Origin of the sequence: Mycolicibacter terrae (assembly GCF_010727125.1) — a bacterium.
Classification (GTDB): Bacteria; Actinomycetota; Actinomycetes; order Mycobacteriales; family Mycobacteriaceae; genus Mycobacterium; species Mycobacterium terrae.
On the sequence record NZ_AP022564.1, the window covers coordinates 3740780 to 3759392 of the forward strand.

At 70.3% G+C, this 18613-nt stretch carries 7 protein-coding genes; 3 read left to right on the top strand and 4 right to left on the bottom strand.

Annotation, left to right across the window (positions count from 1 at the left end; translation table 11 throughout):
* Window positions 1-5 precede the first annotated feature (5 nt).
* Entirely contained in the window at window positions 6-1367 is a 1362-nt protein-coding gene (locus G6N23_RS17750) for an FAD-binding oxidoreductase (protein ID WP_085260850.1), read from the top strand.
* A gap of 89 nt (window positions 1368-1456) precedes the next feature.
* Window positions 1457-2902: an amidase family protein gene (locus G6N23_RS17755; protein WP_085260849.1), complete on the top strand. Its 1446-nt coding sequence runs from the start codon at window positions 1457-1459 to the stop codon at window positions 2900-2902.
* A 10-nt stretch (window positions 2903-2912) separates the two neighbouring features.
* Here G6N23_RS17755 and G6N23_RS17760 read toward each other — a convergent pair whose 3' ends face one another.
* A complete protein-coding gene (locus tag G6N23_RS17760; protein WP_085260848.1) occupies window positions 2913-3380 on the bottom strand; it encodes an SRPBCC family protein in 468 nt (155 codons plus the stop codon).
* Between the two features lie 174 nt (window positions 3381-3554).
* Between G6N23_RS17760 and G6N23_RS17765 the strand changes: the two genes are divergently transcribed.
* A complete protein-coding gene (locus G6N23_RS17765) occupies window positions 3555-5030 on the top strand; it encodes an HNH endonuclease signature motif containing protein (protein WP_085260847.1) in 1476 nt (491 codons plus the stop codon).
* A 28-nt stretch (window positions 5031-5058) separates the two neighbouring features.
* On the opposite strand, the gene G6N23_RS17770 is transcribed toward G6N23_RS17765, so the two are convergent.
* From G6N23_RS17770 to G6N23_RS17780, 3 genes are read right to left on the bottom strand one after another with little or no spacing between them, the layout of a single operon-like run.
* Entirely contained in the window at window positions 5059-6051 is a 993-nt protein-coding gene (locus G6N23_RS17770) for an NAD-dependent epimerase/dehydratase family protein (RefSeq protein ID WP_085260846.1), read from the bottom strand.
* 4 nt (window positions 6052-6055) lie between these two features.
* Window positions 6056-11422: a non-ribosomal peptide synthetase gene (locus G6N23_RS17775; RefSeq protein WP_085260845.1), complete on the bottom strand. Its 5367-nt coding sequence runs from the start codon at window positions 11420-11422 to the stop codon at window positions 6056-6058.
* Window positions 11423-11425: 3 nt separating this feature from the next.
* On the bottom strand, window positions 11426-18562 hold the full coding sequence (locus tag G6N23_RS17780) for a type I polyketide synthase (protein ID WP_085260844.1): 7137 nt from the start codon (window positions 18560-18562) through the stop codon (window positions 11426-11428).
* Window positions 18563-18613: the final 51 nt, after the last annotated feature.

Here is an 18613-nt window from a genome sequence, read left to right on the forward strand (position 1 = left end):
ATGCAATGACCGCGACCGCCTCCACCGTGCCGGGTTTCACCGGTGACGCCATCTACCCCGACGATGCCCGCTACGAGGCGGTGCGTCAGGTCTTCAACGGCATGATCGACAAACGGCCGCGGGCGGTGCTGCAGTGCCGCACGCGCGAGGACATCGTCGCCGCGGTGCGCTATGCCGTGGACGCCGGTGCCGAGATCGCGGTGCGCGGCGGCGGACACAGCGTCGCCGGTCACTCGACCACCGACGGCGGCGTCGTCATCGACCTGACGCAGATGCGCGGGGTACGCGTCGACGCGCAGGCGCGGATCGCCTACGTCGACGCCGGCGCCACCTGGGGCGATGTCGACCCGGCCACCAGCAGGTACGGCCTGGCCTGCCCCGGCGGGGTGGTGTCGACGACGGGTGTCGGCGGCTTCTCGCTCGGTGGCGGCATCGGGTGGCTCTCCCGCGCCTACGGTATGACCTGCGACAACCTCATCGGCGCGGAGCTGGTACTGGCATCCGGCGAGGTGCTGACGGTCAGCGAGACCGAGAACGCCGACGTGCTGTGGGGGCTGCGCGGCGGGGGCGGCAACTTCGGCATCGTCTCGCAATTCGTGCTGCGGTTGCATCCGGTCGACGGGGTGGTGGCCGGCGTGCAGTCCTACGCCGACACCGACGCCGAGGCGGCGTGCAAGCACTTCCGGGCCCAGATGGACAACGCCCCGGATCACCTGGCGTCCATCCTGGACTTCTCCAGCGACCTCAAGTCCGGTCAGTCGCTGGTCAACATCCTGGGCTGCTCGACGCGAACCGACTCCACCGGGGTCGACGACACCCATGCGCTGCTCAACGTCCGCGGCGCAGCGACCAAACCCGTGCTGGCCCTGCAGCACAAGCTGGAGTACCCGACCTGGCAGCAGGCCATCGACCAGACGGCGCCGTTCGGCTGGCTGAACTACTGGAAGTCACTGTTCGTCACCGAACTCACCGACGAGGCGATCCGCCGCATCGCCCTGCTCGGCCGATCCCGGCCCTCGGCACAGACCCGGCTGCACCTGATTCGGCTCGGCGGGTACGCCAGCCGGGTGCCGCCGGAGGCCACGGCCGTGGCCACCCGGGAGCACCCGTACATCATCCATCTGATGACGACCTGGACCGACCCGGCCGACACCGCGCGTTGCACGGCGTGGGCCGGTCAGGCCTTCGAGATCCTGCGGCCGCTCGGCCCGGCCGGCGCCTACCTGAATTTCGTCGGAGATGAAGGGCAGGACCGCATCCGGGCGACATTCGGCGACGCCGGCTATCAGCGCCTCGCCGATCTCAAGGCACGTCTGGACCCGGACAACCGGTTCACCCTCAACCACAACATCAAGCCCGCGGGCTGACGTTCGCAGTTCACAGTGTGTCGCCACCATCGACACACGTTTACGCAGCGCAGACTGGGTATTGTGGTCCGCGGGGAAAGGACGCAAGCATGCCGGGCGCGCACGATGATGGGTTGGCCTTTGCCGGCGTCGCGCGGTTAGCGCAGTTGGTGCGGGAGCGCGAGGTGTCCCCGCGCGAACTGGTGACGCTGTACCTGGATCGGATCGCCCGACTTGACCCGGTGCTGAACGCATTTCGCACCGTGCTCGGCGACACGGCGATGGCCGAGGCCGCGCAGGTCGAGCGGCGGCTTGCCGCCGGAGAGGTGCTGCCGCTGGCCGGCGTGCCGATCGCGGTCAAGGACGACACCGATGTGGCGGGTGTTTCGTCGATGTGCGGCACCGGAATCGACGTCGGCCCGGCCAGCACCGACAGCGCCGCGGTGCGCCGGCTGCGCGCCGCCGGCGCGGTGATCATCGGCAAGACTCACCTCTCGGAGTTCGGCGCCTACCCGGTCTGCGAATCGGCCACCTGGGGGGTGACCCGCAACCCGTGGGATCTCTACCGGACCCCGGGTGGATCCAGCGGCGGCTCGGCCGCCGCCGTGGCCTCCGGGATGGTGCCCGGCGCCACTGGCAGCGACAGCGGCGGCTCGGTCCGCATCCCGGCCGCCTGCTGCGGGCTGGTCGGCCTGAAGGGCCAACGCGGACGGATCAGCACCAAGGAGTCGCCCGAACGGGCCTACCGGTTCCACGGACTGAACCACATCGGGCCGCTGGCCCGCAGCGTCGTCGACGCCGCGCTGCTGCACGACGCGATGACCGGCCCCGAACCCGACGACGAGATCCCCTCGCCGCCACCGGCGCCGCCGCTGATGGACGCGCTGCTGGCGCCGACGCGGCGGCTGCGGGTCGCGGTGTCGTTCAAGCCGGTGGTTCCGGTGCCGGTCAGCGACGAGGTGCGTCGCCCGGTGTGCGAGACCGCGGACTTGTTGCGTTCGCTGGGCCACGAGGTCGTCGAGCGTGACCCGGTCTATCCGGTGGTGGGTATCGCCGCGGTGCTCGCGCTGTTCATGAACGGGTTCGCCGACGAGATCGCCCGGCTGCCGGAGACCGAACTGCTGGAACGACGTATGCAGGCCGAGGCACGAACCAGCCGCCTGGTCCCGGACTGGCTGGCCCGGCAGGCGGTGGCCGCCGAGCCCCGGATCACCGCCCGCTCGCAGCGTCCGATCGCCGACTTCGACGTGCTGATGACCCCGGTGCTGGCGATCCCGCCGGTGCGGGTGGGCTACTTCGAGGGTTTCGGCCCGACCCGCGCCATGCTGCGAATGCTGAAGTTCATCCCGTTCACCTTCCCGCAGTGCTACAGCGGCCAGCCGGCGATGTCGGTCCCGACCGGGATCGCCGCCGACGGCGTACCCGAGGCGGTGCACCTGGTGGCACGGGCCAACGACGAGGCGACCCTGATTTCGCTTGCGGCACAGATCGAGTCGGTGCGGCCGTGGGTCCAGCGCCGGCCGCCCACCGAGGCGCTGCTGTCGCAGGTTGGCTGAAAATCGCGCGCTACGTCACCGGGTAGCGCTCGCACAGCCTCCTCAGTGTCGCCTCGATACCCGCGGCATTGGTCTTGGCGGACCGGGTCAGCTCGTAGAACTTCAATTTGAGCGCACCACCGTTGCGGTAGTCGAATGTCTCGGTGACTCTGGTCAGGCTCGGTGCGATCGGCTCGAACTCCCATCGCCAGCGATGGCCTTCCGGGTGGCGCCACTCGACCAACTCGTCCGGCTTGAACGCGGTCACGGTGCTGGTGATGCGGTAGGGCAACCCGAACATCTTCATGTTCGTCGAAAACTTTGACCCGACAGTGATTTCGGCCGGTGCCTTGACGGTATCCCGGACCGTACCCGACCCGTCCAGTTCCCGATGGCGGCGCGGGTCGGCCGCCATCGCGAACAGTTCGGCCGCCGGAGCCGCAACCTCCACCGACCGGCTGACCTGCCGGGGTCCCGCTTCGACAACGGTGACAACCATGGTGTCTTCCTTCCGGTGACGGCCTGTGGATCGACACTATCGGAGGGACCTTCGAGCGACCGCACGCCGATGTTGAACTCGGACTGAGGCGGACCCGAATTCTCACCGGCTCCTTAATCTGGGCGGGTCGGACCCGGGGATTTTCTGTCGGTGTATCGAACTAGTGTTCGATATATGGGTAGGGATGCGCTCGCCGATCGGGACACCATTCTGGGGTGTCTGGATGCGCAGGAAGCGATTAATGCGCAGTTGGCGCAGTGTTCGTTCGATGCGTTGAGCCCCGAGGAACTGGTGGAGGTGCTGGCCCGCCGGGAGGCGTTGGCGTGGCAGGCGCCGGCGATCGATCATCAGATCGTGGCCCGCTTCGTGGCCGAGGGCCATGGCGCGGTGTTGGCGGGGTGCTCGCTGGCCAAGGCCCTCGGTGAGCGGTTGCGGATCAGCGCGGCAGAAGCCCGCCGGCGGATCGCCGAGGCCGCTGACCTGGGACCGCGCACCGCCATGATCGGTCAACCCCTCGAACCGGTGCTGCCCGCTCTGGCTGCCGCGCAGGCAGCCGGGCGGGTCGGCCCCGAGCAGATGGCGATCGCCCGCAAGGCGATGGACAAGATCCCGACCCGGGTGGCTGCTGCAGATCGAGAGCGCGCCGAACGTGATCTGGCAGAGCTGGCGACGCTGTTCGCCCCGGAGACCTTCGGGCGGTTGGCGGCGCATCTGATCGCCGTTCTGGATCAAGATGGCGACGAGCCCGACGACCGCCAACGCCACGCCCACCGCGGGCTGCGGCTGGGGCCGCAACGAGCCGATGGATTGAGCACCCTGTCCGGCAAGATCAGCCCGGAATTGCGGGCGACCCTCGAGCCGGTACTGGCCAAACTGGCCGCCCCGGGGATGTGCAACTCCGCCGACGACCAACCCTGTGTGGCCGGCACCCCCAGCCAGGACCAGATCCAGCACGATCACCGCACCCGCGATCAACGCCAACACGATGCTCTGCTCGCCGCCTTACGCGCCACCCTGGCCTGTGGGGATCTGGGCCAACTCAACGGCCTGCCGGTGACCGTGATCGTCTCGACCACCCTGGCCGAGCTGCAGGCCGCCACCGGTCATACGCCGCCGACCGAATCCCCGGTCACCGGCAAGGCACACACCGCCGGTGGCGGCCTGCTGCCCATGAGTGATCTGCTGCGCATGGCTTCCCACGCCTACCACTACCTGAGCATCTTCGACGGGAAAGGCCGAGCCTTGTGGTTGGGCCGCAGCAAACGCCTCGCCTCAGGAGATCAGCGCATCGTGCTGCACGCACGCGACCGCGGCTGCACCCGCCCAGGATGTACGGTCTCGGGTTATCTGTCCCAGGCCCATCACCTCGAAAACGACTGGGCCACAAACGGGCAGACCGATATCGACGAACTCGCGTTGGCGTGCGCGCCGGACAACCGGATGGCCAGCGAACAGGGCTGGTTGACCAGACTCGACGACACCGGCCGGGTCGAATGGATCCCACCACCCAAACTCGACCACGGCCAACCACGCACCAACCCCTTCCACTTCATCGAAGCCGTCATCGACCACCACCGACGGCCTCTCCCAGACGGCGACGACGACCCTCTCCCGACGTCAGCCGAAGACGACTGGAAACAAGCCGGCTGACAACCGCTATCGCTGAAAGCTCGTCAGATTACCCGTCCAGGTAGCCGTTGCTGCGGTACCACTCGTAGCCGCTGCGCAGCGCGGTGCGGAACGGGGTGAACGGCACGCCCAACTCGTTGTGGGACTTGGCGGGATCGGCGTAGATCTCGGCCAGCGACAGGCGCATCTGGCGGGCGTCGATCGGCAACCGCGGGCCCGCGACGGCACGAGCGACGCTCACGCCGGCCGCAGCTACCGGAATTATCCAGCGCGGCAGCACAATCGAGGGGGCACCCCGGCCAAAGAGTTCATTGGCGGCCGCGAACACCGCACGGAACGGCAGGTTTTCACCGCCCAGGATGTAGCGTTCGCCGACCCGTCCCCGTTCCGCTGCCGCGATGTGGCCGGCCACCACGTCGTCGACCGAGACGAAGTTGGTACCACCCGGAGCGGCGAACCACAGCCGACCGCGCTTCGCTTCGACCAGCATCGCGCTGGCGATGCGGTTGACGTCGCGGGGCCCGATCACCACCGAGGGGTTGACGATCACCGCGGGCAGGCCCGCCGCCACTTCCTTGTGCAGTTCGGTCTCGGCGAGATGCTTGCTGTGCCCGTAGGGGAATCTCCGCGGGCGGATGTTGAACTCGTCGGTCTCCACCAGCAGATGGCCCCGCGTGGGAACACCCAGGGCGGCCAGCGAACTGGTGTAGACGAAGCGCTTCACCCCGGCCCGCCGGGCCGCGGTAGCCATGTCGCGGGTGCCGTCGACATTGGTGCGGTAGAGCCGGGTCTGGGTCCGGTAGCGCCAGTAGTCCGAGATCGCCGCGGTGTGGAATACCCAATCGCAGTCCGCCATCGCCTCGGTCAGCGCGTCGACACCGTCGAGTACGTCACCGACCCGGGTTTCACAGTCCAGGCCGTCGAGCGCGGCCATCGGCGAGGTCGAGCGTCGCAACACCCGAACCTCGATGCCGCGGTCGAGCAAGGCGGCCACCAGGTTCGAGCCGACGAATCCGGTTCCCCCGGTGACGAATGCCCGCACGAGGTCAGAACCGGTAGGTGGCGCAGCCGACCTCGACGCCGGAGCCGACGGCCAGGATCAGCGCGACATCGCCCGGCTTGACCAGCCCGCGCCGCCGAGCGTCGGCGATCTGATAGGGCAGGGTCGAGGTGAACGGGTCACTCGTCCAGCCCTGGGCCTCCAGGTCGACGAACCGCGACCGGTCCACACCGATACGCGCGGCCAGGTCGTCGAGGGCCGCGCCGGGCAGATACGGCGGCAACACCAGCGCGATGTCCTCGGGATCCAGCGTCTCCAGGGTCAGCAGCTGCTTGACCGCCGACGGCAGGCAGCTCAGGTAGATCGCCGACAGGTTCGGGTCGCGGTCCACCCGCAGCCAGGTCCGACCGTCGCGCTCCTGGGTGTGGGTGGCCAGCGCCCCGCGGTACTCCGGGTGGTGTTCGAAGACGAACCGGCCGAAGCCTTCCGGGCCGTTGCTCGGGCTCAGCATGATCGCCGACCCGGTCTCCTGAACTCCCCTGCGCGGGTAGCCGCTCTCGACGGTGTTGTTCTCCACCTCCGAAGCCAGCACCATGGCGTGACCGGTCCGGCCGGCGCCGATCATGCCGGCGGCGATGTGGCAGCCGTTGAGGAAACCGACCGCGCCGTTGAGGATGTCGAACGCGAAGGTCTTGGGGGCATCCGCGGACTCCGGCTCGGCGTTGACCCCGACTTCACCGGCCACCAGGGTGGCGACCGCCGGTTCGGACAGGAAGTCGTCGCGGTAGATGCCGGCGTGGATCATCAGGCCGACCTGCGCGGAGTCCACACCGCTGTCGTCCAGGCAGGCCCTGGCGGCGTCGACCGCGAACGCAATGGAGCTCGGCGGGCCCTGGCCGGCCGGGGCGAGGCCGATGCCCTCGATACGCACCCGCGGGGTCGCGGGCAGTTCCCGGCGGCCGGTGGTGGACCGCCCGCGGGCGGAGTGGCCGGCCTGGCCGTTGGCGGCACGTCGCATTCGGTCGGGCAGGTCGTCGAAGGTGTACAGCCCGGTGCCGATGGTCTGTCCCGATCCGGTGATGGACAACACCACGTTATCGCCGGAGTTGATCCGGCCCGCGTTGATGTAGTCATACAACGCAACGAAATGCGTTGTGGTGGCAGTGTTGCCGCGCTCGGCCAGGTTGCAGATGGTGGTGGCCCGGCTGGCCGCGCCCGCCCCGAAGACCCGGTTGATGGTCAGGATGGCGTCGTTGATCGACGCCTCGGAGGTCTGGTGCATCAGCAGGTGATCGGCCGTCTCGGGCCGCCAGCCGTGCCGCTGCATCACCGCCGCGACGTAGGGCACCGAGTGCTTCACCGCGATCGCGGTCTGGGTGACCGAGTCGGTGACCATGATGGCGCCGCCGTGCGGGCCCTCGGTGGCCTTGGCGATGCACAGCTTGGCGAACTCGCTGTAGGTGGCCAGGTCCAGGTCGTGGAAGCCGACCCGGTCGCTCGCCCCCAGTTCGAGCACCACCGCCGCGCCGGCGTCGCCGACGGTCAAGCAGGCCAGCCGCGGGTCCATCGGCCCGTCGATCTCCTGCTGCGCGGTTCCGGTGATGTGGCTGATGTACTCACCGCTGACCACCAGCGCGTTGCGCACCAGGTGGGTCTTGAGGAAGTCCTGAGCCACGCTGACGCCGGTGAACATGCCCGCGCAGGCGTTGTTGATGTCGAAGCACACCGCGTTGGCCAGGCCCAGCTGATCACGCAACTGGGAGGCGGTGCTGGGCTCGAAGGTGAACATGTGCTCCGGGCCGTCGCACCGGGAGATGTTGCAGGCGATGACCAGGTCTATCTCTTCGGGGGCGTAGCTCGACCGGGACAGGCAGTCGCTGATCGCCTTGCGGCCCAGGTCGATCGAGAACTCGTCGACGCCGGCCATCCGCCGGTTCTTGATGCCGGTGAGGCGCTCCAGCGGGATCTTCACCTCGTTGACACAGTCGGCCAGCACCTGCTCGGTGGAGACCGCCCGGGGCGGCAGGTACACGCCGAGGCTTTCAATCACCACGTTGCGCGCCGGACCGGTCTGCGCCGGCTTGATCACCGGTACCGCAGCGGGTTTCGGAGCGACAGGCGTCTCGGCAACGACCGGTGCGGCCGCGGCCGCGCCGGCGGTGTCCTCGCCGATCGGGCCGAACTCCTCCGCCAGTTCGGCGATGGTGCCGTAGACGAACATCGACTCCGGGCGCAGCTCCATGCCGAGCTCGCCGACCCGCACCGCGACCTCCAGCGCCTGGGTGGAGGCCCCACCGAGGGCGAAGAAGTCGTCGGTGACGCCGACGCGCTGCACGTCGAGCACCTCACGCCAGATCTTCGCCAGCGCCTCCTCGGTGCGGTTGCGCGGTGCGACGAACTCTCTCGGCGCCGCATCGAGATCGTCGTCGGCGGCCAGCAGCGCCCGGCGATCCACCTTGCCGCTGGGCGACAGCGGCAGCAGGTCGGTGGTGCGGAACAGCGCGGGCACCATCGCCGCCGGCACCAGGTCCAGCAGGAAGCGGCGCAGCTCCGCGGTGCCCGGCGCGGCGGCGACCGGCACGATATGTGCGATCAGCTGGGTGTTGCCGGAGGCGTCTTTGCGTGCCACCACGGCGCATTCGGCGATACCCGGATGCTTGGCCAGCGCGGCTTCGACCTCTCCGAGCTCGATGCGGAAACCGTTGATCTTCACCTGGTCGTCGCGGCGGCCCAGGTACTCGATGTTGCCGTCGGGCAGATACCGGGCCAGGTCGCCGGTGCGGTAGAGCAGGGCACCTGGAACGGAACTGAACGGGTCTTCGCCGAACGCCGCCGCGGTGGCCTCCGGCCGGTTCAGGTAGCCGCGGGCGACGCCGACGCCGCCGATGCACAGCTCGCCGGGCACCCCGATCGGAACCGGGTTGCCCGCGGCGTCGAGCAGATGGATCGCGATGTTGGCGATCGGTCGTCCGATCGGGATGATGGGACGCGAATCCCCACGCACACAATGAAAATGAGTGACGTCGATGGCGGCCTCGGTCGGACCGTACAGGTTGTACAGCTCGGCGGGAAGCATCGCGAAGAACGCATCGCGCAGGTCGGCGGTGAGTGCCTCACCGCTGCAGAACACCCGGCGCAGCCCGGAGCACGACACCGCCGCGGGTTCGGCCAGAAAACGGCGAAGCATCGACGGCACGAAATGCATCGTGGTGACGCGTTCTTCGACGACGGTCCGGGCCAGGTAGCCGGCGTCCTTGTGGCCCTCTGGTTTGGCGATCACCACCCGGGCGCCAACGATCAACGGCCAGAAGATCTCCCAGACGAACGGGTCGAAGTTGATCGGGGTCTTGTGCAGCACCCGGTCCTCGGCGGTCAACCGGTAGGCGTCCTGCATCCACAGCAGCCGGTTGCGGATGCCGGCGTGGCTGTTCAGCGCCCCCTTGGGAGCGCCGGTGGAACCGGAGGTGTACATCAGATACGCCAGCTCGGCGGAGGCCACCTCGGGAGCCGACTCCTGCTCCTCCGGTGCCGCCGACGACTGGTCCAGGCAGAGCCGGGCGCCGGTGAAACCCGTTGGCACCTGGGGAAGATGCTGTCGGTGGGTGACGCAGACCGGTGCATCCGGCACGTCGGCCAGCATCGCCTCCATCCGCCCGGTGGGCTGGGCGGGGTCCAGCGGCAGGAAGACGCCGCCGGCCTTGAGCACGCCGAGCAGGGCGATCACCAGATCCTCGGAGCGCTCCAGCAGCACCGGCACCACGGCGGGACCGGCTCCGGCACCGACTCCGAGCTGATTCAGCCGGTGCGCCAGCCCGTTGGCCCGCCGGTCGAGTTCACGGTAGCTCAGCTCCCGGCCGTCGTAGCTCACCGCGACGGCGTCGGGTGTGCGCGCCGCGGCGGCGGCGACCATCTCGTGCAGACCGGCCGGAGCATCCGGGTAATCGACCCGGGTCTGGTTCCAGGACTGCAGCTTTGCCCGCTCGGCGTCGGTGAGCAGCGGCAAGCGCGACACCGGAGCGTCGGCGGCCCCGGGCTGTACCAACCCGGCCAGCAGCAAGCCGAAGTGCTGCGCCATCGACTCGATGGTGGCGGCGTCGAACAGGTCGGTGTTGTACTGCAGCGCGAGTTGCAGCGCGTCGTCCTGCTCACCGACCTGCATGGTGATGTCGAACGGTGAGCCGCCCTGGCCGATGTGCAGGGTCTCCAGGGGCAGCACCCCCGCGCCGGAGGCACCGTCGTCGAACAGCCGAACCTGCTGCCAGGCGAAGGACACCTGGAACAGCGGGGTGCGCCCGGCGTCGCGGGCCGGTCGCAGTCGCTCGACGAGCAGCGGCAGCGGGTAATCCTGATGCGCGATGGCGCCCAGCACGGTGTCTTTGACCTGGCCCAGCAGCGCAGCGAAGCTCGGGTCCTCGCGCACGTCGACGCGCAGTGGCAGCGGGTTGGTGACGTAGCCGACCATGCCCATCAGGCCGGCCCGGTCGCGGCAGGCGAACGGTGAACCGATGATCAGGTCGTCCTGACCGCTGTAGCGGTGCAGCAGCACCGCGTAGGCGGCCAACAGGGTCATGTAGGGCGTCGCGCCGACCGCCCGCCCCACTTGCTTCAGCCCGGCGGTCACCTGCGCGTCGACGCTGAACCGGTGCAGCGCACCGTCGTAGGTCTGCACGGCCGGTCGCGGCCGATCGGTGGGCAGCGCCAGCGTCGGCAGCTCACCGCGCAGCGTCTCGCGCCAGTGCTCCCACAGCCGTTCGCCGTCGGGCCCGGCCAGCATCCGGGTCTGCCGCGCGGCGTAGTCGACATACCGGTCGGCGGGCGGCCCCGCCGGCGGCGTGGGGGCGGTGGCGCCGTGCTCGGCGGCGTACAGCGCACGCAGCTCGTTGAGGATGATGTCGATGGACCAGAAGTCCACCGCGATGTGGTGCACCGTCAGCAGCAGCACGTGGTCGTCCGGCCGCTGCAGCAGCGTCAGCCGCAGCACCGGGCCGGTGCGCAGGTCGAACGGCCGGTCGGTCTCGGTCTGGATCCACTGCTCGAGTTCGGCCGCGTCCGCACCGATGCGATGGGTGGCGATCCGCACGGGCCAGTGCGGGTGGACCAGCCCGACCGGCTGGCCGTCCCGTTCGGTGTAGGTGGTCCGCAGCATCGGGTGCCGGTCCACCAAGGCCTGGGCGGCCCGCTCGAGGGCACCCACGTCGAGTCGGCCGCCGATGCGTCCCGCGTAGGCGACGGTGTAGGCGGCGCTGTCGGGAGCGAGCCGGTGCACGAACCACATTGACCGCTGCCCGTAGGACAGCTCGTGTTCGGACGCCGCGTTCTGCGCTTTGGCCATCAGCAGCTGCGTCAGCAGTTCGCGCTTCTTCTCCGGCGACAGGCCGGAGATGTCGAGGGGCGGCTCGGGTCGGTCCGTCATCGGCTACCCCCCATCCTTGGCATGCTCGCCGTCGGCAAGCATCTTCTGCAGCAGCGCGTCCACCGCGTCGTCGGAGAGGTCGGACACCTGCGACAGCAGTTCCGTCTCCTGCGCCGTCGTTTCCGGCGAGACGGCCGGCTCGGGCGCTGCCGGCCCCGCCGCACCGGCCCGGGAGTCCAATTGCTCACCGAGCCAGGCCGACAGGCTGGCCACGCTCGGCCCATCCAGCAGCCGGGCAACGGGAACGACGATACCGAGTTCACGCTCCACCTGGATGCGAAGTTCCAGGGTGATCAGCGAATCGACTCCGAGACTGTTCAACGGCGCCGCGATGTCCAGGCCGGCCGGGGCCAGACCCAGCTTGCCGGCGACCAGATCACGCAGGTAGGTCTCCAGCAGCCGCCGGCGCTCCTGCGGATCGGCGGCCTGCACCGTCTCGAACAGACCGCTTCCTATCGCCGCGTCCTGCGGCCCACCGGGGACCTGCAGATCCCGCAGCAACGGCGACTGCGCGCTGGGACGCCAAAGCGCCCAGTCGATGTCGAGCACCATGACCTGCGGTGCCAGCTCCCCGGAGCCGGCCAGCAGAGCGGTCAGCGCCGCGAAGTAGTCCTGTGCCGGCATGCCTTCGACGCCGTAATGCGAGAAGTGGCGGTGCAGCTCGGAGTTGGTGAACATGCCCAGCCCGGCCCACGGGCCGAAGTTGACGCTGAGCGCCGGTTGGCCGGACGCCCGCCGGTGCCAGGCCAGCGCATCCAGGAAGGCGTTCGCGGCCCCGTAGTTGGCGGCCCCGGGCGAACCCAGCACCGACGCCGCCGAGGAGAACAGCACGAAGAAGTCCAGCTCCGCACCGGCGGTCAGCGTGTGCAGGTTCCAGGCGCCCTGCACCTTGGGCGCCATCACCTCCCGCAGCTTGGCCGCGTCCAGGCGGGCCAGGATCGCGTCGTCCACCGTGCCGGCGGCGTGCACCACGCCGCGCAGCGGCGGCATCGTCGCGGCGATGGTGGCGAGCACCGCGGCGACGTCGTCGGCCTTGGTGACGTCGCCCCGCGCGACCGTCACCTGGGCACCGGCCGCACGCAGCGCCGCCAGCGTCGCCTCCGCCGTCGCCGACGGGGCGCCGCGGCCCATCAGGACCAGATGGCGCGCACCGCGCTCGAGCAGCCAGCCGGCCACCTCGCCGCCGACCGCACCGAGGCCGCCGGTGACCAGGTAGGTGGCCTGGTCTCCGAGCGTGAACGCGCCCGGCTGCCCGGAGGTCTCCCGGTAGGGCTCCAGCCGGGCTACGTAGCGCCGGTGCCCGCGCAGCGCCACGTCGGTCTCACGGTCGTCCGACCAGATCTCGCCGAACAGGCCCCGCAGTTCTTCGGGACCGCCGTCGGCGGACAGGTCGACGCCGGTGGCGCGAAACTCCGGGTGCTCGTGGTCGATGCTGCGGCCCAGCCCCCAGACCGGGGCCTGCCCGACCGACAGTCCGGCGGATCCGTTGTCGCCGGCCGGCTGCGCCCCGCGGGTCACCAGCCACAACCGCGGTGATTCCGGCCAGCCGGCCAGCGTCAGCGCCTGGATCAGATGCACCACGCTCAGCGTGCCGACCGTCGTCGCCGTCTCCAGCGATTCGATGCCGGTGTTCGCCGGCGAGGCGTCCAGCAGGTTCCACAGGTGCACCACGCCACGGCACGGCGGCCGGTCACCGCCGAACGCCGCGCGCAACAGCTCACCGAAGTGTTCGGGCCGGCCCGGGTCGAGCCGGTAGCTGTCGGCGCTGACCCGTTCGATCTCGGCGAGCCCGACGACCGGTTCCACCAGCACACAGGACTGGGCCTGCGCCTCGAGGTGGTCGCGCAGCGTGTCGGCCACCGAGCCGTCGGACAGGATCAGCCAGCTGCCGGGTTCGGCGGGCCGGCCCTCGGACCGGCCGCCGCCGTCGATGGGGAGGGAGGCGGGCTGCCAGCGCACCCGGTAGCTGCGGTCGGCCGGGTCGGCGGGAGCGGTGGTGATGGCCGGCACGCCGGACCGGCCGGCCACGATGCTCCCCGTGGCCAGCAACGACCACTCCGCACCGGCGGTGCTGCCGTAGCACTCGAAAGCGTCATCGGCCAGGGCGAACTGCACGGTGTGCGCCGCGACCGGACCGCCGTTGAGGTTCAGCGCGCCGACCGACCGGTTGCCCGGGCCGAACGCCACCTCGACCGCCTGGCCGGCCAGCTCACCGAGCTGCTCGGCGGAGAGCGCCCCCGTGGTCACGTCGATCTCGGTCAGCACCGTGCCCGGCTGGGTGGCCGAGCGGATGGGCCCGCGCCAGCCGCCGCCGGGCACCACGGCACCGTTGTGGCGCGGCGCCGCGATGGAGCCGGCGTCCAGCCAGGAGTGCACCCGCTGCCAGGGGTAGGTGGGGGCGGGGACGCAGCGACTGCCCTCGGGGTAGATCTGCTCCCAGGCCACCGGCTGTCCCAGGGTGTAGAGGGCGCCCAGGGAGCCGAGCATGGTCGAGCGGCCGTCATCGTCGCGCCGCATCGACGGCAATAAGGTGCAGCTGCGCCTGAGATCCTCAACATCCTCGCGGGCCGCCGTCAGCAGGATCGGGTGCGGGCTGAGTTCGACGAAGGTGTCGTGTCCGGTCTCCAGCAGCCGCCGCAGCGCCGGCGAGAACCGCACCGGCGAACACAGGTTCGCCACCCAGTAGTCGGCGTCGAGCAGCTTCTCGCCGACCAGCTCCCCGGTGACGGTCGAGTACATCGGCACCGTCGGCGCGGTCGGCTTCAGCTTGACCAGGCTGCCGCGCAGGCCCGCACCGAGGGCCTCCATCTGCGGGCTGTGCGAAGCGACGTCGACCTCGATCCACCGGCAGAACCGGTCCCGCCGGGTCAGCTTGGCCATCAACTCTTCCAGCACCTTGCGTTCACCGGCGAGCACCGTCGACCGGTGGCTGTTGCTGGCGGCGACGGCGACCTCACGCTCGTGACCGGCGATGAGCTCCTGGGCTTCGGCCAGGGTGGTCTCGGTGACCATCATCGCGCCGCGGCCGCGCACTCCCCGCAGCATGCGGGCCCGGGCGCAGATCACCCGCGCAGCGTCCTCCAGACTCAGCGCCCCCGCCACGTGGGCGGCGGCGACCTCGCCGAGACTGTGTCCGACCACCGCGGCCGGCTCGACGCCCCAGGATCGCCACAGCGCCGCCAGCGCCACCTGAATGGCGAAGATGGTGGGCTGCAGGATGCCGATGTCGGTGAGCTTGGACCGCTCCTGCGGCTTGGCCAGTTCCTTGAGGATCGAGTGGCCCAGGTGCGGGTGCAGCGCGTTGTCGCAGGCGGCCAGGGCGTCGGCGAAGACCGGCTCGTCGGCCTGCAACCGCTGTGCCATGCCGTGCCACTGCGAGCCCTGGCCGGAGAAGATGAACGTCACACCGCGGGATCCGACGGCGCGCCCGGCTGAACAATGGCCGACCGACAGGCCGGGCCGTGACTCGCCCTGCCGGTAAGCCGACAGCGACTCGAACAACGCGGCCGGGGAGTCGCCGACCACCGCAAGCCGGTAATCGTGGTGGCCGCGGCGCGCTCCGGCGGTGTAGCAGAGGTCGGTCAGGGCCCTGCCGCCCCCGAGCCCGCTGGAGAACAACGCCATCTCGTACTCGCCGACCAGCGCGGTCAGCGCCTCCGGCGAGCGGGCCGAGAGTGCCAGCAACTCGGCGCGCGGCGCCGCGGTGTCGTCGGGGTGGCCGCCGCGGACCTGCGGGGCCTCGGTGAGCACGACGTGGGCGTTGGTGCCGCCGAACCCGAACGAGCTGACCCCGGCGATCGCCCGGCTGCCCGCCGGCCACGGGGTCAGCGTCTGCACCACCTCCAACGGCAGACGGTCGAATCCGATGTGCGGGTTGGGCTCGGTGTAGTTCAGGCTGGCCGGGATCTGCCGGTGCTGCAACGCCAGCGCCACCTTGATCAGGCCGGCAACACCGGCCGCCGCCTCCAGGTGCCCGATATTGGTCTTGACCGAGCCCACCAGGCAGCGGCTGCCCTGCGGGCGGCCCTCGGCCAGCACGGTGCCCAGCGCGTTGGCCTCAATGGCGTCACCGATCGAGGTTCCGGTGCCGTGCGCCTCGACGTACTGGACCGCACCGGCCGGCAGGCCCGCCCGGCGGAACGCCTCGGTGAGCACGCCCTCCTGGGCCCGCCCGCTGGGGGCGATCAGGCCGTTGGTGCGGCCGTCGGAGTTGGTGGCGCTGCCCCGGATCACCGCGTAGATCGGGTCGTTGTCCTCCAGTGCCCGGCTCAACGGCTTGAGCACCACCACGCCGGCGCCCTCACCGCGCACATAGCCGTCGGCGTCGGCATCGAAGGTCTTGCACCGGCCGTCGGGGGCCATCACCCGGGCCTTGGAAAAGTTGATCGCCAGGGCCGGCGACAGGATCACGTTCACCCCGGCGGCCAGCGCCATGCTGCACTCGCCGTCGCGCAGGCTGCGGCATGCCAGGTCGACGGCCACCAGCGACGACGAGCACGCGGTGTCGACCGACAGGCTCGGGCCGTGGAAGTCGAAGGTGTAGGACAGCCGGTTGGCGGCGATGCTCAGCGCGTTGCCGGTGCCGGTGTAGGCGTCGACGAGCTGGGGCTGCCCCAGCCGCAGGAAGCCGTAGTCGTTGGTGGAGATCCCGACGAACACCCCGGTGCGGCTGCCGGCCAGGGCGTCGGGCACCTGACCGGCGTCCTCGAGGGCCTCCCAGGCCACTTCGAGCAGCAGCCGCTGCTGCGGATCCATCTGCGCCGACTCGCGCGGCGAAATGCCGAAGAACTGGAAGTCGAATTGGTCGACCTGGCCCAGGAAGCCACCGCGGCGGGTGACGGCGGTACCCGGAACAGAGGGGTCGGGGTTGTAGAACGCGTCGACATCCCACCGGTCGGCCGGGACCTCGCTGGTGGCGTCCACCCCGCCGGACAGCAGCCGCCAGAAGGCCTCGGGCCCGTCAGCGCCCGGGAACCGGCAGCCGATGCCGACGATGGCGATCGGCTCGTCGGCGGCGGGCCGTTCCGGGCGCTCGCCGGCGGGCCCCGCGGCCGGAGTCTCCGCGGCTAGCGTTTTCGAGCGGGCCAGGTGCTGCGACAGGATGTCGATCGACGGGTATTCGTAGGCGATGGTCGGGGCCAGCTCGCAGCCCAGCCACTGCTCCAGGGCGGTCGAGAGCCGCACCGCGTGGATGGAGTCCAGCCCGTAGAAGGCGAACGGCTTGGCCGGGTCGATCTCGGCGGCGGGCAGTTCGAGTTCACCGGACAACCGGTCGACGAGCCAGGCGCTGATCTCCGCCGCACCGCGTTTCCCCGACCCGGCCGCCACCGTGGGGGCGGGTTCGGGTTCGGCCTGCGCCGGCGGCTCGGTCGGCTCGGGCGCGGCCGGGGGCCAGACCGCCACCACCGGCAGCTCGCCGTCGAGGTAGCGCTGCTTGCAGGCGCTGCGCTGGATCTTGCCGCTGGAGGTCGTCGGCAGCTGCAGCGGCTGCACCAGGACGACGGAGTGGGTGCGAACCGAATGGTTCTCGGTGATCGCGGTGCGGATGACCTGCATGGCCTCATCGGCCGCCGCCCCGCTCAACCGGCTCGGGTCGACCTCCTGCACCACGACGAGTTGCTCGGCCGCGCCCGGTTCGGGAGCGATCGAGAACACCGCGCCGCGGCCGCGCAGCAACCCCGGGTTGGTGTTCTGGACGGTCAGCTCGATGTCGTTGGGATAGTGGTTGGTGCCCCGGATGATGATCAGGTCTTTGCGCCGGCCGGTGACGAACAGCTCCCCGGAATGGATGAATCCCAGGTCGCCGGTGCGCAGGAACGGCCCCTCACCGCTGTCGGACAGGGTCGCGGCGAACGTCTCGGCGGACAGCTCCGGGGCTCCCCAGTAGCCGTGGGCCACACTTCCGCCGGCCACCCAGATCTCACCGACCCGGTCGGCGGCGCATTCCCGGCGGGTGTCGGGGTCGACGATGATCACCCGCTGGCCGCCGCGTGGCTTGCCGCAGCCGACCAGGGTCGCGACGTTGGGATCGTCGGCGGAAACGGCGACGACCCGGTTGTCGCCGAGGGCGACCCGGTCGACGTTCTGCACCAACGGCAGCGGCGAGTCCGATCCGCCGGAGACCAGCAGGGTGCCCTCCGCCAGCCCGTACACCGGGTAGAACGACTCGGCCCGGAAGCCGGCCGGCGCGAATGCCTCGGCGAACCCCTCCAGGGTGGCGGTGCGCACCGGTTCGGCACCGCACAGCGCCACCGTCCAGTTGGACAGGTCCAGGGCCGCGCGCTCCTGCGGGCTGGACAGCTCGACGCACATGTCGAAGGCGAAGTTCGGCGCGGCGGTGATCGTGGCGCGATGCCGCGAGATCGCCTCCAACCACCGCATCGGGCGCTTGATGAACGCGGTCGGCGGCATCAGGACCGAGGTGCCGCCGACGTACAGGGTTTCCAGCAGGCCGCCGATCAGGCCCATGTCGTGGTACGGCGGCAGCCAGAACACCCCGGTGATCTCGGAGTGGTGGGGCGGGTTCCAGGCCTCGGCAATGGTCAACAGGTTGTGCACCAGGTTGCCGTGGGTCAGCACGACGCCCTTGGGCGCGCTGGTCGACCCGGAGGTGTACTGCAGCATCGCGACGCTGTCGCCGTCGATCTGCGGCGCCACCCAGGCCGCCTCGCTGCCGGGCGGGTAGCTGTCGGTGATCGACCACTGCAGCGCCTGCCCGCCGGGCAGCCCGTCGATGGCGGGCTTGATCCTGGGCTCGATCTCGGCGGTGGTGAGCGCGAAGCCGGGCTGGACGTCGCCGATGATCGACTCGACGCGGCCGATCAGATGCTCGCGCATCGGCGGGTGCACCGGGATCGCGATGGCGCCGGCGTAGAGGCACCCGAAGAAGCTGGCGATGAAGTCCAGGCCGGGCGGGCACAGCACCAGCACCCGCTGCCCGGAGGCGCCCTGGCGCTGCAGGTCGGTGGCGATCTGGCGGGCGCGCAGGTCCAGCTCCCGGTAAGTCACCTGGCTGGTCTCGTGCTCGTCGCCGTCGCGGGAGAAGGTGAACGCCGGTTTGTCGCCGCGCTCCCGGGCACGCTGCGCCAGCAGGTCCACCAGCGTGCGGAGGGTGTGCACCGTTTCGTCCGGCCCGCTCATCGATCGCGTCTCCCGTATGGCTAACGAAGATTGGTTTTAGATATTGGGCCC